The sequence below is a fragment of the Bacillus sp. T-10(2022) genome (assembly GCF_056502895.1).
The window spans coordinates 584995-608729 of the sequence record NZ_CP113518.1 but is presented as its reverse complement, the minus strand read 5'-3'; the positions used below and the strand labels follow the sequence as shown (position 1 = coordinate 608729).

The 23735-nt window shown below is 40.9% G+C and carries 19 protein-coding genes and 2 pseudogenes; 8 read left to right on the top strand and 13 right to left on the bottom strand.

The genetic code is table 11. From position 1 onward, the window contains the following. The first annotated feature begins 140 nt into the window (after nucleotides 1-140). Entirely contained in the window at nucleotides 141-2189 is a 2049-nt protein-coding gene (locus tag OSJ91_RS02905) for a molybdopterin oxidoreductase family protein (RefSeq protein ID WP_485890955.1), read from the top strand. Nucleotides 2190-2536: 347 nt separating this feature from the next. Here OSJ91_RS02905 and OSJ91_RS02900 read toward each other — a convergent pair whose 3' ends face one another. The 3 genes from OSJ91_RS02900 to OSJ91_RS02890 form a co-directional block, all read right to left on the bottom strand. Then, a complete protein-coding gene (locus OSJ91_RS02900) occupies nucleotides 2537-4057 on the bottom strand; it encodes an aldehyde dehydrogenase family protein (protein ID WP_350301132.1) in 1521 nt (506 codons plus the stop codon). Nucleotides 4058-4275: 218 nt separating this feature from the next. Continuing rightward, nucleotides 4276-5709: an aldehyde dehydrogenase family protein gene (locus OSJ91_RS02895; RefSeq protein ID WP_485891837.1), complete on the bottom strand. Its 1434-nt coding sequence runs from the start codon at nucleotides 5707-5709 to the stop codon at nucleotides 4276-4278. 18 nt (nucleotides 5710-5727) lie between these two features. Beyond that, the gene (locus OSJ91_RS02890) at nucleotides 5728-7053 is read right to left on the bottom strand and encodes an aminotransferase family protein (RefSeq protein ID WP_350301130.1); all 1326 of its coding nucleotides are present in this window, start codon (nucleotides 7051-7053) and stop codon (nucleotides 5728-5730) included. Between the two features lie 388 nt (nucleotides 7054-7441). Between OSJ91_RS02890 and rpoN the strand changes: the two genes are divergently transcribed. Next, nucleotides 7442-8803, top strand: a complete 1362-nt coding sequence (rpoN, locus tag OSJ91_RS02885) for an RNA polymerase factor sigma-54 (protein ID WP_485890954.1) — start codon at nucleotides 7442-7444, stop codon at nucleotides 8801-8803. Between the two features lie 125 nt (nucleotides 8804-8928). On the opposite strand, the gene bluB is transcribed toward rpoN, so the two are convergent. From bluB to dacB, 3 genes are all read right to left on the bottom strand, one after another. Further along, complete coding sequence (gene bluB / locus OSJ91_RS02880) at nucleotides 8929-9570, bottom strand: 5,6-dimethylbenzimidazole synthase (protein WP_063235341.1); 642 nt, start codon at nucleotides 9568-9570, stop codon at nucleotides 8929-8931. Nucleotides 9571-9661: 91 nt separating this feature from the next. After that, complete coding sequence (locus tag OSJ91_RS02875) at nucleotides 9662-10267, bottom strand: uridine kinase family protein (protein WP_485890953.1); 606 nt, start codon at nucleotides 10265-10267, stop codon at nucleotides 9662-9664. A 330-nt stretch (nucleotides 10268-10597) separates the two neighbouring features. Continuing rightward, entirely contained in the window at nucleotides 10598-12019 is a 1422-nt protein-coding gene (gene dacB, locus OSJ91_RS02870; protein ID WP_485891836.1) for a D-alanyl-D-alanine carboxypeptidase/D-alanyl-D-alanine endopeptidase, read from the bottom strand. 304 nt (nucleotides 12020-12323) lie between these two features. On the opposite strand from dacB, the gene OSJ91_RS02865 reads away from it, so the two are divergent. The 4 genes and pseudogenes from OSJ91_RS02865 (at nucleotide 12324) to OSJ91_RS02850 (ending at nucleotide 16489) form a co-directional block, all read left to right on the top strand. Next, nucleotides 12324-12818, top strand: coding sequence for a PH domain-containing protein (locus tag OSJ91_RS02865; protein WP_350301126.1), 495 nt, complete (start codon nucleotides 12324-12326; stop codon nucleotides 12816-12818). Next, nucleotides 12818-14290, top strand: a complete 1473-nt coding sequence (locus tag OSJ91_RS02860; RefSeq protein ID WP_485890952.1) for a PH domain-containing protein — start codon at nucleotides 12818-12820, stop codon at nucleotides 14288-14290. The genes OSJ91_RS02865 and OSJ91_RS02860 overlap by 1 nt, the downstream gene beginning before the upstream one ends. Nucleotides 14291-14494: 204 nt before the next feature. Next, a pseudogene (locus OSJ91_RS02855) lies at nucleotides 14495-15517 on the top strand (HAMP domain-containing protein); the annotation flags it as partial. A gap of 24 nt (nucleotides 15518-15541) precedes the next feature. Next, entirely contained in the window at nucleotides 15542-16489 is a 948-nt protein-coding gene (locus OSJ91_RS02850) for a methyl-accepting chemotaxis protein (protein ID WP_485891835.1), read from the top strand. A 49-nt stretch (nucleotides 16490-16538) separates the two neighbouring features. Here OSJ91_RS02850 and OSJ91_RS02845 read toward each other — a convergent pair whose 3' ends face one another. Further along, on the bottom strand, nucleotides 16539-17045 hold the full coding sequence (locus OSJ91_RS02845) for a general stress protein (RefSeq protein ID WP_241590034.1): 507 nt from the start codon (nucleotides 17043-17045) through the stop codon (nucleotides 16539-16541). A 163-nt stretch (nucleotides 17046-17208) separates the two neighbouring features. Here OSJ91_RS02845 and OSJ91_RS02840 point away from each other — a divergent pair, with 163 nt between their 5' ends. Further along, nucleotides 17209-18273, top strand: coding sequence for a M20 family metallopeptidase (locus OSJ91_RS02840; RefSeq protein ID WP_350301122.1), 1065 nt, complete (start codon nucleotides 17209-17211; stop codon nucleotides 18271-18273). A gap of 663 nt (nucleotides 18274-18936) precedes the next feature. Next, nucleotides 18937-19494 carry a 3D domain-containing protein gene (locus tag OSJ91_RS02835; RefSeq protein WP_101224913.1) on the top strand — a complete coding sequence of 186 codons (558 nt, stop codon included), beginning with the start codon at nucleotides 18937-18939 and terminating at the stop codon, nucleotides 19492-19494. Between the two features lie 247 nt (nucleotides 19495-19741). Here the strand turns inward: OSJ91_RS02835 and OSJ91_RS02830 are convergent, their stop codons facing one another. From OSJ91_RS02830 to OSJ91_RS02805, 6 genes and pseudogenes are all read right to left on the bottom strand, one after another. Then, entirely contained in the window at nucleotides 19742-20404 is a 663-nt protein-coding gene (locus OSJ91_RS02830) for a 4'-phosphopantetheinyl transferase family protein (protein WP_485891834.1), read from the bottom strand. A 23-nt stretch (nucleotides 20405-20427) separates the two neighbouring features. Then, nucleotides 20428-21303, bottom strand: a pseudogene (locus tag OSJ91_RS02825) (ABC transporter permease). Continuing rightward, a complete protein-coding gene (locus OSJ91_RS02820) occupies nucleotides 21300-22235 on the bottom strand; it encodes an ABC transporter ATP-binding protein (RefSeq protein ID WP_413015263.1) in 936 nt (311 codons plus the stop codon). The pseudogene OSJ91_RS02825 and the gene OSJ91_RS02820 overlap by 4 nt, the downstream one beginning before the upstream one ends. 248 nt (nucleotides 22236-22483) lie before the next feature. Then, nucleotides 22484-22753 (bottom strand): 2TM domain-containing protein, encoded by a 270-nt coding sequence (locus OSJ91_RS02815; protein WP_350301119.1) that lies wholly within the window; start codon nucleotides 22751-22753, stop codon nucleotides 22484-22486. An 11-nt stretch (nucleotides 22754-22764) separates the two neighbouring features. Next, the gene (locus OSJ91_RS02810; RefSeq protein ID WP_350301118.1) at nucleotides 22765-23187 is read right to left on the bottom strand and encodes a DUF3021 domain-containing protein; all 423 of its coding nucleotides are present in this window, start codon (nucleotides 23185-23187) and stop codon (nucleotides 22765-22767) included. Further along, on the bottom strand, nucleotides 23184-23633 hold the full coding sequence (locus OSJ91_RS02805) for a LytTR family DNA-binding domain-containing protein (RefSeq protein WP_350301117.1): 450 nt from the start codon (nucleotides 23631-23633) through the stop codon (nucleotides 23184-23186). Before OSJ91_RS02805 ends, OSJ91_RS02810 begins: the two co-directional genes overlap by 4 nt. Between the last annotated feature and the right edge of the window lie 102 nt (nucleotides 23634-23735).

Below are 23735 nucleotides of genomic sequence, written 5' to 3'. Positions count from 1 at the left end.
CCTAGGTTAATTTTTCATCTAGTAAGCTTATCAGAAAAAAAAACATATGTTAAGAAGTTCTTGCACCTTTCATCGATTTCACTTTCAATATAATTAAGAAAATTCATTTTATTAGATTAAATTATTAGGAGGAATACGCCATGCAATCCTATATCAATCAGCCAGATGGAGTCTTTCCCTCTGTTTGCTCTCTTGACTGTCCTGATCAATGCGGTTTACTGCTGCACAAAAAAGACGGGAAAATCATTAAAGTTCAAGGAGACCCTGATCATCCAGTCACAAAAGGGAATATTTGCAACAAAGTACGCAACATGACTGCCCGTCTATATGACCCCAATCGCTTAAAGCAGCCATTAAAGCGTATCGGTCCGAAAGGTGAAGGGAAATTCGCTCCAATCAGCTGGGAAGAGGCCATTGACATAATCACATCCAAATGGAAAGACCTGATCGAAATGCACGGTCCGGAAAGCATACTTCCCTACAGCTTTTACGGAAACATGGGCAATCTTAGCGCTGAGGGGATGGATCGCCGTTTTTTCCACAAGCTAGGTGCAAGCATGCTCGAACGTTCCATTTGTAACGCGGCTGGCTCAGTCGGATACAGCTATACAATGGGTGGTTCATTCGGCACCGACCCAGAAGAAACGATTCATACAAAGCTTTTCATCATGTGGGGCATTAACGCTGTGAGCACAAATATGCATCAAGTTACGCTTGCCCAGCAAGCCCGAAAAAACGGGGCCAAAGTAGTTGTCATTGACGTACATAAAAACCAAACCGGCAAGTGGGCGGATTGGTTCATTCCGATTCTGCCTGGTACAGATAGTGCGCTCGCCCTCGGATTAATGCATATCTTATATGCCGAGAATCTAGTCGACCAGCCCTTTCTCGATGAATACACAGTGGGTGCTGCTGAATTGCGCGAACACGTCCGCCAATATGACCCTGCGACGGTCTCCGCGATCACCGGCGTTCCAATTGATGACTTATATGAATTAGCCAGGATGTACGGCACGACAAGTCCATCATTCGTACGGATAGGCAATGGCCTGCAGCACCATGACAATGGCGGCATGGCAGTACGCACCATTGCCTGCCTGCCTGCACTTACCGGCCAATGGATGGCGGAAGGCGGCGGAGCCATCAAAGGGAATTCAGGATATCTAGCGTTTAATACAAATGCCTTAAGACGTCCTGATTTATTGCAAAATAAAGCTACCCGGACCATTAATATGAACCAAATCGGTCAAGCTCTTCTGGAAAAAGAAAACCCGATTTGCTCCATGTTTGTATACGGCTCCAACCCAGCACTTGTCGCTCCGAATGCAAATAAGGTACAGGAAGGTCTAATGCGGGAAGATCTATTCACAGTGGTCCATGATCTATTCTTAACCGAAACGGCCATGTTTGCCGACCTCGTTCTTCCTGCCACATCATCTTATGAAACGGAGGATTTTTATAATTCATACTGGCATAATTACGTCCAAATACAAAAGCCTGTAGTCGAAAAATATGGCGAATCGAAATCGAATGTTGAATTGTTCAAACTGTTGGCTGTTGGAATGGGATTTGGGGAACAAGCATTTAGAGATTCAGAGGAAGATATGATACGGCAGGCTCTGGACTTTCCCGACAACCCGCATTTGGAAAGCATAACCTATGACTCCCTTTCAAGGAATCAATTTGTCAAAGCCAAAATGCGGCCGATGTTCCCAGGCAAACTCCCGACACCAAGCGGTAAAATCGAACTTTATTCCGAACGGATGAAGCGGGATGGATACGAGCCTTTGCCAACATATACGCCAATCATTAAAGACAGCGACCTGCCATTTTTATTCATTCCGGCACCTAATCACAATTTCTTGAATTCAACCTTTTCAAATAATGCCAAACATATCTCCATGGAAAAGGAACCGAAACTGCACATGAATGCCGCTGATGCCAAAACTATGGGGATAGCCCCAGGAGATATCGTAAAAATCTGGAACGGTCGCGGTGAATGTTTGCTTACCGCTGCTCCCGGTGAAAATGTGTTACCAGGCGTTCTTGTCAGCCAAGGCTTGTGGCAGAATACGCCCGAAACAAAGCAACACATCAATTCCCTTACCCCAGATCGCCTCGCGGATATGGGTAATGGCGCCGTTTTCTTCTCAGGGCGGGTCGATCTCGAAAAAGTCCAACAAGAGTAGATCAACGTTGAGCAATCTTTGAATATAGCTGCGATTTTCGGATTATATCTCCGATTTCGGAGTTTTATCTCTGATTTTCCGGATTATATCTCCGAGTCCGGAATTATATCTGCGATTTTCCGGATTATATCTCCGAGTCCGGCGTTATATCTGCGATTTTCGGATTATATCTCCGATTTCGGAGTTATATCTGCGATTTCAAGAATATATCTCCGAGTCCGGCGTTATATCTGCGATTTCAAGAATATATCTCCGAGTCCGGCGTTATATCTGCGATTTTCAAGAATATATCTCCGATTCCACCAAAAAAGGCTGTTCCCCAAGGAGCAGCCTTTTCGTCAAGCTATTTACTCTGCATCAAACCAGCCTGTTGGCTGGATATCCAAGTTGTTATTGATTTGCTTCACTTCCGTATAAGCTTCGTAACCGAAAGTTCCCAGTTCGCGTCCATTTCCGCTTTGCTTGAACCCTCCCCAAGGAGCTTCGTTATAAGTTGGATGATATGAGTTAATCCATGTGATGCCGGCACGCACTTTTTTAATGACACGGTATGCTTTTGCGATATCATTCGTGAACACCGCTCCCGCTAAACCATATTTCGTATCATTGGCAAGTCGAAGAGCTTCCGCTTCATCCTTGAATTTTTGAACGACAAGCACCGGGCCAAAAATTTCTTCCTGCACAATCCGCATGTCCGGTGTCGTATCAACAAAAATAGTAGGTTCGACAAAGTAACCTTTATCCATGCCTTCTTCTTTAATTCGATTTCCACCGACGATTAATTTGGCACCTTCTTCTTTTCCGATTTGGATATACGATAATATTTTGTTCATATGGGCTTCTGAAACGATAGGTCCCATCTGGCTGTTTTCATCAGAACCTGAACCTACTTTGATCTTTTTCGCCTTCGCAGTAAGACTTGCAATGAACTGATCGTAAATGGACTCTTCCAATAGTAAACGGGAGCCTGCTGAGCACACTTGTCCTTGATTACAGAAAATCCCGTATAGAGCATAATCAACTGCAGTCTCAAAGTCAGAGTCCGCAAATACGATATTAGGCGATTTCCCGCCGAGCTCCAATGTCACTTTCTTTAGGTTACCAAGTGAAGCCTCCATGATCTTACGTCCTGTTGCCGTTCCTCCTGTAAAGGCTACTTTATCGATTTCCTCATGTTCGGCAATGGCTTGTCCGACAACTGGCCCTGCTCCTAACACAAGGTTTGCGACACCCTTTGGCAATCCGACTTCATCCATGATTTCAAATAGTTTGACCGCTGTCACCGGAGTGATCTCAGATGGTTTGAATACAACGGAATTTCCTGCTGCAAGCGCCGGAGCCAGTTTCCAGGCTGACATCATTAGTGGGAAATTCCATGGAACGATCTGCCCGCATACACCGATCGGTTCCCTTACGACCATCGCTTGCTGGCCGTCAGGAACTTCAAAAGTCTGACCTGTCGGTTTTGTAGCCAATCCTGCATAATATCTAAAACAGGCTGCTGAATCAGCGATATCATAACGAGCCTCACGCAATGGTTTCCCATTATCCAATGTTTCCAACGCAGCTAGTTCTTCAGCTTTTTCTTCTATTTTGTCGGCTATTTTGAATAAAATGCGAGCTCTTTCCACTGCAGGAGTTCCCCACCAACCACCTTCATAGAAAGCATATTTTGCTGCCTCGACCGCTGCATCCACATCTTCCTGTGTTCCTTCCGCAGCTTTGGCAATAACTTCCCCTGTAGCCGGATTCAATACATCCCTCTTCTCACCTGAAGTCGAATTCACCCATTCCCCATTGATGAACATCTTTAAGTCCAGTGCTCCCGTTCCGTCTTTTTTCTTGTTATTTTGCAATGTTTCCTGCATGTAATTTCCTCCTCGATTTTAAGTTATCTACCTATATATTAGATATGAGCAAGATTCATGCCAGTTTGAAATATTAGGTAACTCACGGTTTTTTGCCCTTTCCTGTCTCATTTAAATTCAGTCGTGAATTACCTATTCATTTTTGCATAACTCATGGGCCAAACTCTTTCAAGATTCATAGAAAAAAAGAGATGAGCAGCTGCTCACCTCTTTTCTGATTAATTCCGGTTAATAATGACCAATTTCATTTCCGTCATTTCTTCAATGGCATATTTTAGCCCTTCGCGGCCAGTTCCGCTTTTTTTGACTCCGCCATATGGCATGTTGTCGACACGGTAAGTTGGGATATCATTAATGATAACACCGCCGACTTCCAATTTTTCTGCGGCAGAAAGAGCCAGATTGATATTTTCCGTGTAAATCCCGGCCTGCAATCCGAATTCGGAATCATTGACCAAGTCAATCGCTTCCTCAACGGAAGAAACCTTATTGATCAAAACAATTGGAGCGAAGACTTCCTGGCAAGATACCTTAAGCATTGCATCCACTTCCAGCAAAACAGTGGGATGCAGGATATTTCCTTCAGATTTGCCTCCTGCCGCAACAATCGCACCGTGTTGTTTAGCCTCACCGATCCAATCCAGGCTTCGCTGTACATCGCCAGCGCTGATCAATGCCGAAATATCCACTGACGGGTCCAAAGAATCTCCAAGTTTCAAGTCCTTCGTTGCTTCTGTGAATTTTTTGACGAACTCATCATATACCTCTTCATGAACATATGCACGCTGTAAGGAAATACAGACCTGCCCTTGAAAAGCGAATGCTGCCGATACACAGCGTTGGATGATTTTATCGATATTAATCCCTTTATCAACGATGACAGCCGCATTCGAACCTAGTTCAAGACTCACTTTCTTTAACCCAGCCTTATTACGGATCCCAATTCCGACAGCCGGACTTCCGGTAAATGAAATGCTCTTCACCCGTGCATCGGTGACTAATTTATCACCGATTACCGAGCCGCTTCCGGTAACTAAATTAAACGCACCTGCCGGCAAATCCGTTTCGGCTAATAGTTCAGCTAGAAATAGCGAAGATAGCGGTGTTTGGCTCGCAGGTTTCAGGACAAGTGTATTTCCGGCAGCAATCGCCGGGCCTACTTTATGGGCAACCAGGTTCATCGGAAAATTAAAAGGCGTAATTGCACCCACGACACCAAGAGGCTCACGGACTGTGTATCCTATTCTTCCTTCTCCGTCAGCTGTAGCATCCATCGTCAATGTTTCTCCATGAATCCGTTTTGCTTCCTCTGCTGCAAATTTATATGTGGCAATCGTCCGGGATACTTCAACCATTGCCGTTTTAATCGGTTTCGCTGCCTCTTTAGCAATTATTTCAGCTGCCTCATCTTTGCGGCTTTCCAAAAGGCTCGCAAGCTTTTCAAGTATGGCAGCACGTTTATGACTAGGTAAAGCTGCCATTGTTTTTCTAGCTTGATAGGCTGATTCTATTGCCAACTCGACATCTTCAAGGCTTGCCGAAGGAATCTCCGCTAGAACTTCCCCGCTATAAGGAGACTTTAGTGTCGTGAACTTTTCAGCTTCTTGCCATTTACCATTAATGAATAATTTCTTTTTCAGCGTTTCCGTCATGACCATCACTTTCACCTCTTATAAAATTTCTTTTTCGACAGCAGTAAATGTCTCATCAAGGATTTCAATTATTCTTTCGACTTCCGCTTTAGTAATGATTAAAGGCGGTGCGAATACGAGTGTATCTTGATCAAACGTAACAGACCGGCAAATCAAACCATTTTTCGCCGCTTCAGCAACCAGCCTTGGAGCAAGCTGTGTCTCAAATCCTTCGCCTGTTTGTTTGTCCTTTACGATGGAGATGCCTCCAATTAATCCAAGTGCCCTGACATCACCAACAATCGGATGTTTGCTTTGAAGCTTCTTAAAGCCGGCAAGCAACTCTTCACCACGCTGTTTAGAGTTTTCTATCAGGTTTTCACGTTCAATTATTTCAATATTTTTCAAAGCAACCGCACAAGCCATAGGATGGCCACTGTATGTGTAGCCGTGTAAAAGCGTGCCTTTTGAAAGGGCAATGAAATCCTGATGCATCTTATCATTCAGGACGACCCCGCCTAACTGTGCATATCCGCTTGTCACACCTTTTGCAAAGCACATCATATCAGGTACAACACCAAAGTGCTCAATCCCAAAATAAGTCCCTGTTCTTCCGAAACCTGTAATGACTTCATCCGTCACCATTAAAATACCGTATTCATTACAAATCTCCCTTACTTCCTTAAAATAGCCTTCAGGAGGAAGGTTCACGCCACCGGCCCCTTGAATCGGTTCAGCGATAAATGCCGCAATCGTTTCCGGTCCTTCCTGTTCTATGACCTTACGCAACTCCTCAATGGAGGAACCGTCTACATGGTAAAAATCCGGTGCGATTGAATTCGTGAAGTCTCGGAACGGTTTCAGGCCAGTCGCACTTGTGGCTCCCATTGCCACTCCATGATAAGATTTCGAGCGGGAAATGATTTTTTGACGATTAGGCTGCCCTTTCAAAAGCCAGTAATGTCGAGCAAGCTTGATAGCCGTATCATTCGACTCCGATCCACCTGAAGTGAAGAAAACTGCATTTAAATCCCCAGGCGCGATGGAAGCGATTTTGGCCGCTAAACGGATTGCCGGCTCATTGCTGAAAGTGGCGAAACTTGAGGTGAAAGCTAACTTCGCCATTTGTTCCTTCGCGACTTCAGCCATCTCTTCTTGTCCATGTCCAATATTCACATTCCAAAGTGAAGCCATGCCATCAATGACAGTCCTGCCCGTTACATCCGTAAGATATATTCCCTTTCCTTCCTTAAAGATGAAACTTGGACCATCTGCCTGCTGTTGTTCGATTGCCGTAGTCGGATGGATAAAATGCTTTTTATCCAAATCGATTAATTCCTGAATACCCGTCGTTTCTTTAATCATGTAAAAAACACCCTTCTCATGTATGGATTTTTTTCAAGCTAGTTAATTTTTTATATTTATATATATAGATATAGCAAGATGCATGCCAAATTATATGAGCCTTATATTAAAGGTATTCAAGTTAAAACGATTCATAGATGAATCATTAGGAGCGTGTGTCGATTCATATGCGAATCATTCAATTCGAATTTGAATCACTCGATACCTATTCATTAAATTAAATATTAATTTACACAAATTTTTGAATCCCCCTCTTTATTTTCTAATCAATGTTATAAAACCTGACACAGAATGTTGAATTTTCGGAAGATTTGTATTATTATCATCTTAATATTTTTTCATTCCTTTTGAACCGCTATGTTAATCTAAACGAAAGAAGTTGATATATATGCAGGTAGGATTTGAACTGTACCAAAAACAAACATTGAAATTGTCATTAACCCCTGAATTACAGCAATCGATCAATATCCTTCAATACTCCACCCATGAACTGATAGATTTCCTGAACCTACAGGCTTACGAAAATCCCGTTCTCGAAATTAGCTTTAAAGAACCCCTCGCATCACTTTCTGAATCCAGCATTCATACACATAAAATAAATTCTCAGATACGGTCCTCTAAAAGTAAAAGTTTCAACGGAGACAATGATTACAACCCTATCAACAATTATTCAATCAACACAGAAACACTGGAAAGCCATTTACTGGAACAATTGAGTTTACTAAGTTCGTTGAAAGCTTTTGAAAAGAGAATTCTCCAATTCTTGATTGGGAACTTAAATGAATATGGATTTCTTGAATTGGATGCCAAATGGGCTGCCTCGCATTTTTCCGTGTCCGTGGAAGTAATCGAAAGTATGATTCAAGTATTGCAGTCCCTTGAGCCCATTGGAGTCGGGGCTAAAGATCTGACCGACTGTTTACTCATTCAGCTGCATGGGCATGAGGATTACAATGAATTGGCGTATAAGATCGTTAAAAAGCATTTAACGGATTTAGCAGAAAAACGCTACAGGAAAATTGCCGGCCTTTACCAAGTGACCGTTCAGGAAGTACAAGAGGCCTCGGATTTCATCCGTACGTTAAACCCACGTCCAGTCAGTCACTTTTCCGATGATATGACTCATTACATCGTGCCGGACGTTTACGTGGAAAAAGATAAAGAAGGTTTTCTGATAACGGTCAACGATAGCTGCACACCTAAACTTTCCATCAATCCTTACTACAAGAACCACGTTGCTATGAATTCTGTTAATCCAGCTAAAGATTATATAAAAGGGCACATAAATGATGCCCAATTACTTTTAAAAGGGCTTGAACAAAGGCAAATGACACTTTACAAAGTGACAGCGTCAATCGTGGACGAGCAGCGAGAGTTTTTCATGAAGGGAATTACGGGATTAAAACCAATGACACTGAAAGACATTTCGGAAAAACTTCAGCTTCATGAATCAACGATCAGCAGGGCGACGAGCAATAAATATATCCAGACGCCGCATGGCCTCTTTAAACTAAAGAACTTCTTTACTAGAGGGTTACACCGCGTGAACAGCCAAGCAACCGAATCAACGACCACCATCAAAGAAAAAATAAAGGTGTTGATTGCCGATGAAGATAAGATAAGGCCTTTTTCAGATCAGAAACTTTGTCAAATATTCGAAAATGAAGGAACGAAGATCTCCCGCCGCACTATTGCAAAATACCGTGAAGATCTCGGTATACCGGGATCTTCAAAACGGCGTAGATTTTAAAATCAAACCAAATTTTTAAAAAGACTCTTTCAAAAGATGTATCTTTCGTAAGAGTCTTTTATATTTTCATCACAACCAAAAACCCCTGAACCAGGGGCTTTTTTTTGGAATCTTAATATATCGTTTTATTTATTACCCCATTTATCCTCGAAAATAAGTTCATCCATCGGCCTTCTTTTTTCCCAATTAGCAAGTTCAAGGATGGGTTTATCCGGATATTGATCCGTATAGCCAATCGACAGGAGTGCAACGGGTTCTATATGCGGCGGAATCTCCAAAATATCACGAATATCATTTTTCTTATAAAAGCTTACCCATCCCATTGCCAATCCTTCCGCACAGGCAGCCAGCCACATATTTTGAATTGCGCAGGCCGTGGATAGAATATCGGTTTCCGGAATGGAGTTCCTCCCTAAAACATGGGAGCCTCCCCGTGTCGGGTCGCATGTAACACAAATGGTGTATGGTGCTTCTTTTAACCCTTCCACTTTCAAACTAAGAAACTTATTTTCTTTACCTCCTTCATAATGAATAGCGAGTGCCCTTCTTTCTTTATCCGCTGCCCATGCCAAACTGTTCTTGGTTTCCTGAGATGAAATCACGATGAAACTCCAAGGTTGCATGAATCCTACAGATGGCGCATGATGTGCAGCATCCAAAATTCTGCGGAGTATATCCTTTGAAATGGGCTTTGGCAAAAAACTCCTGATATCCCTTCGGTTATAAATGGCTTTATATACAGCAGCTTGTTCTTCATTAGTAAACATAGTTTCCCCCCTGTTTCCGGCTCCCCAGAAATTTATCTAAACATACAATCTATTTTATAGGTAAACCCTTACAATTAAAATATCCTCTGACTCAGCTCGTTCCGTCCACAACAAGATTCGCTCCTTCTTGAGGCCTTTGCGCACCCACATAGAGATCTTCATGAACCATCCAATTATCCTCCCACATTTGACGCGCATCTTCACCATCCCGCTCAAGGCCACGTTTCAAACGCTGATCACGGGGACATTCCACCCAAATCGTGAAATCATGATACCCTGCCAATTCTTTACGGATAGAATAAGTTCCTTCTATAATGACAAGGCCCCCAGCAGGAACCTCATGCCATTCGGCCATAGTGTCCGTTTCCCAATCATACCTTTGATATCTTGCTTCTTTCCCCTCTGTAAGCGGTTTTAGGATTTGGTTACAAACCCGTTCCCAATCATAATCCGCTCCAATCGCCTTTTGGGATGGAGGCAGTTGAACCCTATCCGAAGACGGTAAATAAAAGTCATCCATATGTACGACCGCGCTGCCCGGACATTCTGCTTGGATACTGGCAGCGAGTGTACTTTTTCCAGACCCGCCCCGGCCATCTATGGCCAATATATAGAGAGATCGTTCTTTGGAAATTTCGTGAATTTCAGCTATAAGACTGCTAATCGTATACGGTCCATTAAGTGTTGGAAAGTTCATAAGCATTCCCCCTATACTACTTATTTCTATTCATCCTCCCTTAAATTCCTTCCTTGAGTGGATAAAATGAAAAAACTAAGATGAAGGATACTGTTATTAATAAAATCCAATTTTCGATATGGACCTTGTTTCAAACAAATAATAGATTAGGTCCTTCACTAAAGAAAAATGCTTAAGATTCTTCCAACAGAAGTAAGCTGGACAGGGTATACTCCTCTTGGATTACAGGCGTCTCACTAACAGTCGTTTGGGAAACTATATAAAAATGATTTGGCTGATGCCGACCTGTTTCTCGCAGATCCTGAACTTCAACTTAGCTTTCCATGGATACTAATGGCCGCTTCCCAATAGGTTTTCCTGTTCTGCGAGCATTACGGCTATTTTATCCTGGATTGCCGTAATGCCTTTTTCTTCGACAAAATTATTCAAGATGATTGAAAATATGATTTTTTCCCCTTTTTTGGTCGTCACATATCCTGATAAGGAGCTCGTTCCTGAAATCGTTCCTGTTTTCGCACGAACATTCCCGGCTGCAAGTGTCCCTTTCATCCTCTTTCTAAGCGTACCGCCCACCATCCGATTTTCGTTGCCTGCAATCGGTAAAGCATTCAAGTAAGCAGGAAACCACGTTTTTTCCTGAACGGCATACAGCAGCTTCGTTATTTCATTCGCTGGAATCATATTGACTTGGGAAATTCCAGATCCATCACGCATCATGATCGTTTGCATATCGAGACCCATACTCTTCAGCTGATTTCGAGTAACCTTCAAACCATCCTTCCAGCTTCCCTCCCCTTCTGCCTCTTTGCCCATTTCCTTTACCAAAACCTCGGCATGGCTGTTATTGCTCAATTTCATGAAAGGAATAAGCAGCTGTGAAAGCGGCATGGACTGATGAGTGGCAATCATGTCCGCTCCTACTGGCGTTTTCCCTTTTTTCCTTTTTCCCAACACTTTAATTCCATGTTCCTTCATTGATTTTTCAAATAGGCTCAGCGCATATCCTGTGGGATCTTCCACCGAAATCCACTCTTTGGTCACACCGGAATGCTCCGGAATGGTCCCGGAAACCGTAATGACTTGTGTGCCATGAGACCGTTCGACTTCAATTTTGTTATTAGCGTCTGCCGATACAGTTTTCGTTTTGTTGATGACCTTCACGTAATCGGTTTCCGGCTCAAGCTTCACCATTGCCCTCTTCCCAGCCTTTTCCCCAGGGGTCATCTCCAGAATGATGGTACCGGTATCGTAATCTTCATTCGGGGAAGCGGTTAAAGCCGAAACGGCTGCACCGTAATATTCCTGTTCATCGCTCCAAACTAAGTCTTGGGAATAACGAACATCATCATACCAAGAATCATCGCCTATAAGATCCCCGTGAACGAACTTAACTTGCCTGTGCTTCAGTGAAGCTGCCAGCTCATCAAAATCCTTTTCCAATAATGTAGGATCTCCTTTTCCCTTCAGGTATACATTGCCCTGCAGAACCTGGCCAACCTGCACTCCTTTTATGTATAGTTCCGTTTGAAAAGCATGATCTTCCCCTAAAGTTTCCAGCGCAGCTGCTGCAGTCAAAAGCTTAAGGTTCGAAGCAGGCCGCAATCTCGTTTGCGACCCCTGTTCATAAATCATTTCCCCCGTTTCAGCTGAACGGATGGAAATTCCCGTCAACGCCCCAGCCAATCCTGGCGAATGCTCCAATATTCGTTGAATTTCCTGACCTAGGTTTTCATCATCATTCGCAGCCTGCATCGATTCTCCATAAAAAAAACAAATCAAAAACAGGAAGAATATAAAACCCAACTTCCTTTTATACGTCAAACCTATCACTCCCACTCTAGAAACTCACCACTTCTATCTTGTCCATTTTTCGGTCATATAAAAAGAAAAGATCCACTAGAAAACTCCTTATTTATACATACTCGGGAAACTGCAGGATCATTCGGCCGCCACTCCATGGTATGCGGCTGCATAATTTCTTTACATGTACTTATAATAGGGAACTTTTTTGCAAGATAATCCGTATAAGTATAAAGACATAGTAAGGAGTGAATATATGTATTCCAAGATACAGCCACCAACGAAGAAAATATCCAAAGAATCAGTGAAGGTGTGGCGGATGACTGAAGCCATTACCAATCTCATTATCCTCGCCGTCCTTGGCACCCTATTATTTGTTGATGATTATTTCACTTGGAAAGAATGGATTGGATGGATTTTAAACGGACTTATCGTATTATCTTTTTTCCATGCTATATGGTCCATCTTCATTGAACCGATACTGTTGCAAAAGTATTGGCGTTACGACGTGAACGAAGAGTTCATTCAAACAAGACGTGGAGCCTGGAGTGAAACGCATGAACTCATTCCGATGACGAAGGTTCAATCCGTCAAATTGAACCAAGGACCGTTTTTGCGAAAATACAACCTTTATTCCCTAAGCATTGGTACAATGGGCGATTCTCATGACATACCAGCGATCCCCGAGAAAGAGGCGTATGAATTACGAGATAAAATTGCCCATTTCGCAAAAATTAAGGAAGTGGATTAATGATGGAAGAACAAGCAAAACGATTACACCCTATCAAAATCCCTTTCGAATTGTGGAAATTGCTGAAAGGAAATGTATTTTTCATAATCATGCTTTATGTCCTGAATTTCGGTTCTGAAAAGATGTATATGAAGGTACTCCAAATCGGCTTTCTAGTTTATCTGATTTGGAAAGTCATTTCTGTCATCCTTAAATGGTATACATATAAATACCAAATCAAAGATGGGACCTTATATATTACTTCAGGGCTTGTCTCGAAATCGTATCGAACTGTCCCGCTTCATAAGGTTCAGAATGTCCAGCAACGCACGACGTTATTTCATAAGATTTTCAGATTGACCTCTTTAACATTCGAAACCGGGATGACTGGTGATCAGGGTAGCGTACCTTTCGAGATGATTTCCCGAAAAGAGGCCGAACGGCTTGAGGGGGAATATGCTTCAAAACAGGAACTTCCGGTAATAGAAGCGGATATTCCCGAAGAACGAATTGCTGAGGATATGGAACCAGCCAATGAAAAAACGATCCACTTCACGCCAAGCAAACAAGATGTTCTGAAAGCTTCCTTTACATCACTCAGCTTCCTGGCTCTTATCCCGATATTGGCTACGTTATATAATACACTCGATGATTTTATCGATTTGGAGAATGCCGAAGGGTTTCTTGCCAAGTTATTGGATACATGGTGGATCATTACCATCGTTATTGCAGGCCTCATATGTGTCGCCGTTGCCTTCGGAATCGTTTCCACATTCGTTAAATATGGAAAATATGAAATTTCATCGGATCACGAGCGCATATATATCAAGAAAGGCGTACTGGACGAATCCGCTTTTTCCATTCGGAAAGAAAAAGTACAAGCAGTCGAAATCACCCAATCAATCATTAAAAGATTACTAGGGTTGGCAGAAGTGAAACTGATCAGTGCAGGAAGCACCGGTGATGAAGAGCTGGAAACGAACACCCTCTATCCTTTTTTATCAATTGAACGGGCATATGGGATGATAGAAGAGATTTTACCCGCTTATAAAGTGGAACGGTCAATGAAGTCACTATCGAAACAGGCCTTCAAAATCCGAATGCTGCGGCCCAGCTTTTTCTGGATTCTCACAACATTGGCGATCTATTATTTCAACCCCTCCCTATTGTATATCTCACTGATTCTACTCGTTCTCATTTATACATTGAGAATAATCAATTACAAAAATAGCCGTTACTTAATAAATGATGAGTTCATTCAGTTCAAATCCGGAAGTTTGGAAACATCACTATTCATAACCAAAAGAAGCAAGGTCATTCAAATTGAGGTGGAACGTTCGAAGCTGCAAAAGCTTTTCGGGCTTGCTACAATTGAAACGATCAACCGCTCCAAGCCTGTACACCATACAAAGCTCCAAGATGTATCCGTTGAATATGCAGACGAGTTTTACACATGGTATATGGACAGGACAAAAAATATCCAAGTCGAATAGTTATCATTGAATGAAAGAGTTGACTACGGCAGTCAGCTCTTTTTTTATCCTCTATATCCTCCTCATACCTTGAATATATGTCGCCCACTCACCTCAAAATTAATATTGGGAATTTTCTAACTAGAAACTTCAAAAAAGTCAAAGCAGACCGAAATATCTATAGAAGCCTAAATTAATTCGAGGTATATAAGGAGAATTGTACATATGAAAAGACTAACAGACTGGTATTTTAATTCGCTAAAAAAACAAATATTGATTCCTTTTTTAGCTTTGATCATGTTAAGCGGAATGGCCATCTCTTACATGAGCTATAAAAATAGTATCGAGTTGACGACCAAGGAATTTACCGGAACGACTGAAGAGCAAGTCAAGTCAATGAACGATTCTTTCGAAATCTTCTTTCAAAAAACGGAAAGTCAATTGGATAGGATCGGTAAGTATCCTATCATGAGTACTTATGATAAGAACCCCGAATCCATAATGGATGAGTTTTCCCATACACAATCAAGCAGTTCTGAAATAAATGGTTTATACCTTGGCACGGAGAAAGATGGAAAAACATTAATATTCCCAAAAGCTGAATTGCCGACTGACTTCGATCCAAGACAAAGGGACTGGTATCAATCCGCATTGAAACAAAAAAACAAGACCATTTGGACGGAACCTTATATTGATAAGGCGACGGATACACTTGTCATTACCGCAGCAAAAGCTGTATATGATGATCGTGATGAATTAATAGGCGTGCTCGGTGTCGACATCTCGATCGATACATTGATCACAATGGTCAATCAAACGAAATTCGGCGAAACGGGCTATACGGTTTTGCTGGATAAGAAAGGGTCATTCGTTACCCATCCAGACAAGGAAAAAATTCAACAGGATATATCAAAGGAAAATATTTTCAAAAAAATGAAAAGTGAATCCGGTTCAATGATCGAGGAATTTGAAGGGAAAAGCAGGATCGTCGGATACGCCACAAATCCTACAACCGGATGGAGAATAGCAGGGGTAATGGATGAAAACGAAGTGCTAGTCCGTGCAAACCCGATGATAATCGATAATATCATCACACTGTTGATCGTCTTTACCGTCACTGCACTATCTGCCATCTTCATCACCCGTTCTTTAACGAATCCCATTAAAAAGCTGCAGGAATCCATACGGAAAATGGCTAACGGTGATTTCACCTCCAGGAATTCCATTTCAAGGAAAGATGAGATAGGCCAACTTGCAGAAGATACCAGCTTAATGACCAGGAATATGAGTCATATGTTAGGGGTTGTCAACAACCTTTCCGATAAAGTATCGGATTCCTCCATGACGCTAGTGGCTAGTGCCGATGAAAATTCAGCGGCAGCTAACGAGGTGGCCATGACGATGGAACAAATAGCAGCCGGAGCCATAGACCAAATCGAAGTCGGGCAGAATAACGAAGTGGCCGTAAAGCTATTGGCTGACAAAATCAATGATCTTGAGGCGCAAACGGGCAAAATGGCCACGGAATCCGAAAATATGTTCAAGGCTTCCGAAAACGGAATCACTCAAGTGCAAGGCCTGAAACAACAATTCAATGAAACGTCCCAAATATCCAATAAGATGAGTACGGCAGTCAAATCATTGGATGCACGCTCCAATGATATTAGTGCGATCGTAAAGACCATAAGCGGGATTGCAGGACAAACGAATTTACTCGCTCTTAATGCTGCCATCGAAGCAGCCAGGGCTGGTGAGCACGGAAAAGGGTTTGCAGTTGTTGCCGATGAAGTTAAGAAATTGGCCGAACAGACGGAAAACTCACTGAAAGAAATCTCTGAAATCATTCAAGCAATGCAAACCGATACAACAAATACCGTTCATTTGATTGATCAAGTCAATCAAAAAATCCATCTTCAGGATACTTCTGTAACGGATACGGAAAATGCCTTCAGTCACATTGCATCCATCATCGCGAACACATTCAGCAATTTTGACGAAATCAAAAAGATGATGAACGATATGGTAAACGAGGTCACACGGATGGCGAGCAATGCAGAAAAATTAAATTCGATCAGTCAGGAAACTGCCGCAGGAACTGAAGAAGTATCTGCTTCCGTAGAACAAACGAATGCTTCCATGGAACAATTAAATTCCTTGGCTAGTGAATTGGATGCCCTATCCCAGGAAATGCACAAAGAAATAAAGAAGTTCACATTCTAATCAAAAAAAAGACGGATCCTAAGGGATCCGTCCTTTTTTAACTTACGACCTATAGAGTTCTTCTACCGTTCGTTAGCGTTTCATCGGTTTCCGTTATTCCTGAGTAAGAAGAACTGGATTTTCTCGCATCCGAATCGACTAACACAAGCAGCTTGCCACTCTTTACATCCGCTTCATAACGATTCGCCTCGTCTTCAGGTATGCCCATACCGATTAATGTACCGGCCAATCCTCCTGTACCAGCACCTACAGCCGCTCCGGCTAATGTTGCAGCAAGCGGTCCAGCTGCCAGTACCGGTCCGATTCCCGGAATCGCCAACGCACCCACACCAGCTAATAATCCGGCAGCACCGCCCAAAATACCTCCGGTCGCCGCACCAGCTGCGAGCCCCTCCTCAACTTTTGTACCCGTTTCTTCATTAACTGCATTTAATTCCTCTTTATCTTTAGCTACCACTGAAATATCTTCACGATCATATCCTTGGGCCTGTAATGACTCAACAGCCTTTATGGCTTCTTCTCCAGTTTCATATACACCAATTATACGTTTATCCATATCTATCATCCTCCTTAAAGAATGTAAATTGTCGCTCCCCCTTTACATACCCCAGAGGATGAAAGTGCTAAACGTTATTTAACAGGAAAAAAATTTTGAGTTAACCCTTCCCCAGAAAGGGTATATATAATCATAGTATGCATATTTTTAGGAGGTTTTCTTTTTGCTCATCGAGTTACTTAAAGATTTAGTATCTATCGACAGTTCATCGAAAGAAGGCGCTAACCAGGCAGTTGATTACTGTGCAAACTGGCTTAAAGATCAAGGACTTACCGTGAATGTGATCGTAAATAACGGTTATAAGATGCTTGTAAGCGAGATTGGCAGCGGAGATAAAACCCTAATTTGGAATGGCCATGTCGATGTTGTCAGCGGAACGCCGGATCAATTTTTCCCTGAGGTTCATGAAGGAAACTTATATGGACGCGGGACAGCCGATATGAAAGCCGGTGTTGCAGGGATGATGTGTGCATTTACCGAACTGAAAGATAAGGAATTAGGTTTGAAAATCCAGCTTCAGATCGTATCGGATGAAGAGATTGGCGGTTTGAACTGTTCCGGATATTTAGCGAAACATGGTTATAGAGGGGACTTTGTGATCTGTGCCGAACCGACGCAATTGGGAATCGGGCTCCAGGCAAAGGGTGCCCTTCGTCTCGATATTGAAGTATCCGGCAAATCCGCACACGGAAGCCGTCCATGGGAAGGCGTGAATGCAATTGAAAAGGCCTATGATCTTTATCAAAAAATAAAGGAACTTCCTTTCACCCGGGATCATACTCCCCTTTACTCTTCCCCTTCACTTAACCTAGCAAAAATAAAAGGCGGGGAGGTCTATAATAAGGTACCGGATGCCTGTTTGCTAAGTCTTGATATTCGCTATCTCCCTACGCAAACAATGGAAGATATCCTTGCTCAGATCGAAAGTGTGACAGGAAATAATGTCCACCTTAATATGTACAGTAAACCTGTAAAAACCGAAGAGTCAGACCCATTCATCACTCTGCTCCGTCCGATTATCGAAAGAAACACGAAGCAAGACGCTGTCATTTTTGGACAGCACGGCTCCGCAGATACCGTCTTTTTTGCGGCATATGATATCCCAGCGATTGAATTCGGACCAAAAGGTGAGAACTGGCATGGAGATAGGGAATGCGTCAATCTTGAATCGGTAGCAGTCTATCAAAAAATGCTAGTCGATTTCGCTTCTGAATTTATTTTAAATTAAACCATTTCATGAAAAAAAGCCGGCTTCACATAGATGCCGGCTGAGTTTGTAAACAAAAGGGGTTTATCTAAATTTCAAAACAAAGTTGATTGGAACGGAAGGTGCGAGACTCCTGCGGGAAAAGCGTGTCCAAGGGAGACCCCGCAGGCGCAAAGGCGCCGAGGAGGCTCACGGACCGCCCGCGGAAAGCGAGTGCCTGGAGTGGAAATCGACGTTCGAAGCTTTACAAACCCTCATAAAAACTATAGACAGACTTGATTTTCATCGAGTTTGTCTAGTCTAAGCCGGCATCACATAGATGTCGGCTTTTTTCATGTTCCGCATATCCTCTCCTACTAAAATAAACAGCATTCAATCGTCTATTATTACGTTGTTTTTTTACAAAATATACAGGACTTTAAAACCAGGGATTAAACATCCATATATTACCTCATTAAACAGGATACGCCATTATAGCAACACTATTTAACAAAAATACGCTTATACTGACATAATAAATAATATATTTACATTTATTAGACAAGTCCTTTTGACCTAGTTTATATTACATTTATTTATCAAGGGAAACCTTTTTGTAACACAATTACTATTCCACCGAAACATTATTGTCATAAAGACCTGTTATTCTAAGTCTACGATTTAAAACAAAGGAGACTATTCATTTTGAAAAAAATACTACTTCCATTATTCACTGCTTTCTTTTTGGTATTTAGTTTTTCCGGAGTTTCATCGGCTGCTACTACTACATACAAAGTTAAAAGCGGCGACACACTATGGGGTATCGCCAATAAACATAATATAACAGTCAATCAACTCAAAAGTTGGAACAACCTGAAAAAAGATAACATCCATCCAAAACAAGTTTTAAAGGTCAAGAAAACATCGACCGCCGCTAAACCTAAAGCTAAAACATCATCATCATCAAAAAAATATAAAACGATCACGGTGAAGGCAACAGCTTACACAGCGAACTGCAAAGGCTGCAGCGGGATTACAGCATCGGGTCTTAACTTAAAGAAAAACCCTAACGTAAAAGCCATCTCAGTCGACCCTAAAGTCATTCCACTTGGAACAAAAGTTCATGTAGAAGGATACGGGGATGCCATTGCGGCAGATAAAGGCGGCGCAATCAAAGGTAATAAAATTGACGTCTTCTACTCTTCTCACTCAAAAGCTATCAATTGGGGCAGAAAAACCGTTAAAGTAAAAATCTATAAATAATAATAGTAGAATCTGATCAGCTCTGGTTACACAGGGCTGTTTTTTTTGCAATATTTTCCTTACTAAAGCTAAAACCTTACCATATAAATCCGAAATGGAAGGTCAATAGATTCCATACAAAGGACTGTCACTATTAAGAGTAAACTATAAAACAAAAAATAGACTTCCCTTATGTCGCATACTTCGACATAAAAGAAGCCTATGATCGGTTACAAAAATCAAGTTATTTTTGGGAATATCACGTTTATCATGAAATCAAACCTTCAATTTTCCTATATATTACATCCATATCTAAAATCTCAAAAGTTAATTTCCTTGATATATTATTGGAAATCATACAAATATGGTAATTTGAATCTTTGAAGAATATGCTTTCGATCTGTTCTCTTTCCTGTTTCACTCTGTTTACTTTGCCATACTGTAAATCCTTAGGACAAACAAGCCTGTTTTTCATATTTATTATTTGACCACCACTACATTTAATATATGCCTCTTTATAGCATAACGCGTTCCAATAATAATCCTGTTTTCCTTCTTTTAAGTGATGGAGGTATCTCTGTTCTTCTTCACTAAAAAAATACTTAATTAATTCTTTATTTAACTTTCTTTCACATAGAATATCGATACCTAATTCTTGTTTTCCTATTCCTAGAACAATAAAATTCTTACTATGAGATAAATTAAAATGAATCCCACCATTTTTTATATAAGGTTTTCCATATTTGCCGTAACCAATCTTAACTTTTGAAATATCTAATTTTTCACTCAATAAAGCATAGCGCAACAGTATATCTCCTGCAAATATAGTTTGCTTTCTGTACTGACTTGAACTATTGATATACCTAGCCCTATTTTCTGGCAAACAGGTATCCCACAAACTATAATAATCTGTTTTATGAATGGAATTCATATTCAATAAAAAGATCCTCATGGTTATTTATTTTTCTTTTTGAATACGATGAGGGATATTATAGTGAATGCAACCATCGTAATTAGGATCATCCATAAACTATAGGCGGATGTCACAAGCTTATCATTCATTTCATATACTATGCCGTAATGTTTCTTGTATTATAAGATCTGTTCCGGTGTCGCATCTTTAAATACAGTTTGTACCGAATCCGTCATGAATGCTTTCCTCAGGAGGACGGCCGTATGGCTTATCGGGAAGTACATGATGATATTCTGCACAAAAGTGGGGACACCACCAATAGGGACATACACCCCACATAAAAAACCTATGGCCGTTCCGACGATTGTACTCAGTGTGGAAAATGCGTTTTGCGTGTGGATGAAAAGGGTCAAGAATAAATTGATTGAACTGGATAAGGCAACCGAAAGAACAATAATGCCCAATACCTTTAAAATCTTCACCCCACTCATGATTTCACTGCCTGCCAAGACAAGAAATAGTTCACAACCCACGAAGGCAAGTAACGAGAAAAACAGACCAATTCCAAATGAATTTATAACATAGCTTAGCTGTATTGTTGATCTTGATAATGGCGCCGTTAAAAAATCATTTGTTTTTTTGCTTTCTTTATCTTTGACCATAATCCCGAATGCGCCTAGAGTTGTCGTTACTGCAGTAATCGATAATAACCCTGCGACCATCCACTCATTGACCATCGCTTTGGATGCTTTTGTGCTTCCGACAAGTTCTTTTATTGTGTCGATTTGGGTTTGTTGTAAGAATACCGCATACAATAGAATGACAATGAAAACGGACAATAAGGAAAGAAGCAATAATGTACGATCGCGACGGTATATTTTGTTATTCCTACTGATTAAGTGGTACAAGGATTTCACTGTGAGATACTCCCTTTTTCCTCTATAATGTTGATAAAGACATCATCCATACTTCCTTTTATAACCTCAAACGATTTTATTTGCCCCTCTAGTTCTTTTAAAATGCCATACGCATCTAACGTAGAAGGCAAGCGAAGGGTGTACGTTGAATTTTTCAACGTATAGGATAATCGTTTCTTCTTAAACCATGACGGGGGATCAAAAGCCTGGTTAAATATTAAATGCATACTATCAAATGCATATTCATCCTTTAATTGACTAGGTGTACCTTTTGCGACCAGACGCCCTTCTTTTATGACAACTACATTATCAGCCACGGCTGCTTCTTCCATATAATGTGTTGTTAAAAAAATGGTCATATTCGTCTCTTCCTGTAACCTCTTAATGGCATCCCAAACAAATAGCCTGGTTTGTGGATCCAGACCCGTCGTCGGTTCATCCAGGAATAATATACTCGGTTTATGGATAATGGCACGGGCAATATCCGCCCGCCTCCTTTGACCGCCTGATAAAGTACTGTAGTTTTTAGCTTTTATATCATCCAGGTTCAAATACTTCGAAACAAAATGATAGTTTTCTTGAATTTGACTTTTGCTCAAATTATAATAGTGGCCCCGGTTCATAATATTCTCATACACCGTTAAACGTTCGTCTAATATGCTCTCCTGGAATACAACCCCGATTTTATCGCGAATCGAGTTGTTTCCTTTGCCCTCACCGAGGATACAGCCATCGATCATGACATCCCCAGCGGTTTTTTTTAGCAGCGTACACAGAATGTCGATCGTTGTCGATTTGCCTGCCCCATTGGTTCCCAGAAAAGCAAATAGCTCCCCTTTTTTCACCGAAAAGGATATCCCTTTTACAGCTTCAAATGCACCGTATTTTTTTTGCAAATTCGTTACCTTAATAATGGCTTGTTCTTCCGGCATTCCTTCACCCTCTTCAATCTATACAGGAGGTTTAGATCATCAAACCTCCATCGACTGTGATAATTTGTCCAGTTATATATTTCGCAAGAAAAAATATTATTTCACTAGTTTTTAACAGTAACTTTTACAGATTTTTATTACATTTATAAATCTATGTATCCATGATAATCAATAATTGGTCGTTCAGTTTAGGAATTCCATGGTTCACTCATCCTTAAGCGAAAGGAAATATACCAGCCATAATTAATTTATTCATTATCTTTAGTTAAGTATTCCTTTATCTTTTTCTCTTCCCATTCTTTGCCCCATCTACTTAGTACCAAGGTATATAAACTATGTGCGACAATACCCAGTCCCCATCCCATTAAAGGATAAATAAACCACCAACTGCCGGAACTAGTCATCATATTAATAAAAATCAACATAACATTCACAGAAATATACCAAACTAAATGAACATATAATAACTTTAATTCCCTTACACGTTTTCTTGCATTCTCATAGCTATTTTGTGACATAATTTATCCCTCTATCGTCTTTTTAATTTTTCATTAATGCTTTTCACTTCTTGAAAATTGATCCAATAAATTACACATAAAATAACAAGATATATCGCAAGATGAATGACAAAGAACACGATGATTGCCATAGGATTCTCAAATGGGCTTTCATACCACTGCCCTTTTGCACCGCAAGCAAGTACAAGCAACAAAGAAACAGCATAATGTATGAATAGTTTTAGCGTTATCGGCCATCGCTCAATGTAAAAAATAAGTAAAGTAATACCACAGCCAAACCCAAGAATAATAGCTAAAAGAAATTCTAAAAATAACTCCTGACCGTCTATCTTATGGGTTGGATTTTGTAATAAGATAATAGTAATGATTGTATAGGAAATACTTAGTCCGATTACCATTCCTAAAAGGGAAACCTGCATAATGATTTTCATCATGTATCCCTCCCGATTCCTAATCTCTTTTTAAGACCTTTTAAATACGAACGACTAACAAGGACAGTCGTTTCATTATTCATCACGAGCTGCATCATCCCCATTCCCTCAACCTTCATAGAGGAAATTTTCGTTACATTCACAAGTGTGGATTTATTTACACGTACAAAATCTTTTTCTAATAACTCCTCAAGTTCATATAACTTACGCTTAGATTCATATTCATTTTCTTCTGTTTGAAAGTAAACCTTAGCTCCTTCTGAAAATACAAAGTAAATGTCGACAATTTTCAACATGAAAATTTCTTTTTGTAAATATCCGTCAATTACATCTGTACTCGTAGCCTTCAAATACTTCATAAGTTGTTCTATTTGGCTGCTATACTCATTTGCATGGATAACTACTTCTGGCTCGACATATTTTTCATCGATTATTAGCTTAATTTGCATAAGCCTCCTCCGCTTCTTCTAAAATATACCATGGGCATTTCATGATTTTTCAAATTTAATCATAAGTGGTTGAAAACGATCTATAACTTACCTGGAATTGAT

Excerpts from the sequence above, each read along its gene's own strand:
- OSJ91_RS02815 (WP_350301119.1), bottom strand. The coding sequence starts at position 22,753 with ATGTCACAAAATAGCTATGAGAATGCAAGAAAACGTGTAAGGGAATTA.
- rpoN (WP_485890954.1), top strand. The coding sequence starts at position 7,442 with ATGCAGGTAGGATTTGAACTGTACCAAAAACAAACATTGAAATTGTCA.
- OSJ91_RS02820 (WP_413015263.1), bottom strand. The coding sequence starts at position 22,235 with ATGCCGGAAGAACAAGCCATTATTAAGGTAACGAATTTGCAAAAAAAA.
- OSJ91_RS02905 (WP_485890955.1), top strand. The coding sequence starts at position 141 with ATGCAATCCTATATCAATCAGCCAGATGGAGTCTTTCCCTCTGTTTGC.
- OSJ91_RS02900 (WP_350301132.1), bottom strand. The coding sequence starts at position 4,057 with ATGCAGGAAACATTGCAAAATAACAAGAAAAAAGACGGAACGGGAGCA.
- dacB (WP_485891836.1), bottom strand. The coding sequence starts at position 12,019 with ATGCAGGCTGCGAATGATGATGAAAACCTAGGTCAGGAAATTCAACGA.
- OSJ91_RS02890 (WP_350301130.1), bottom strand. The coding sequence starts at position 7,053 with ATGATTAAAGAAACGACGGGTATTCAGGAATTAATCGATTTGGATAAA.
- OSJ91_RS02860 (WP_485890952.1), top strand. The coding sequence starts at position 12,818 with ATGATGGAAGAACAAGCAAAACGATTACACCCTATCAAAATCCCTTTC.
- OSJ91_RS02810 (WP_350301118.1), bottom strand. The coding sequence starts at position 23,187 with ATGATGAAAATCATTATGCAGGTTTCCCTTTTAGGAATGGTAATCGGA.
- bluB (WP_063235341.1), bottom strand. The coding sequence starts at position 9,570 with ATGTTTACTAATGAAGAACAAGCTGCTGTATATAAAGCCATTTATAAC.
- OSJ91_RS02850 (WP_485891835.1), top strand. The coding sequence starts at position 15,542 with ATGACCAGGAATATGAGTCATATGTTAGGGGTTGTCAACAACCTTTCC.
- OSJ91_RS02845 (WP_241590034.1), bottom strand. The coding sequence starts at position 17,045 with ATGGATAAACGTATAATTGGTGTATATGAAACTGGAGAAGAAGCCATA.
- OSJ91_RS02875 (WP_485890953.1), bottom strand. The coding sequence starts at position 10,267 with ATGAACTTTCCAACACTTAATGGACCGTATACGATTAGCAGTCTTATA.
- OSJ91_RS02895 (WP_485891837.1), bottom strand. The coding sequence starts at position 5,709 with ATGACGGAAACGCTGAAAAAGAAATTATTCATTAATGGTAAATGGCAA.
- OSJ91_RS02830 (WP_485891834.1), bottom strand. The coding sequence starts at position 20,404 with ATGAATTCCATTCATAAAACAGATTATTATAGTTTGTGGGATACCTGT.
- OSJ91_RS02805 (WP_350301117.1), bottom strand. The coding sequence starts at position 23,633 with ATGCAAATTAAGCTAATAATCGATGAAAAATATGTCGAGCCAGAAGTA.
- OSJ91_RS02865 (WP_350301126.1), top strand. The coding sequence starts at position 12,324 with ATGTATTCCAAGATACAGCCACCAACGAAGAAAATATCCAAAGAATCA.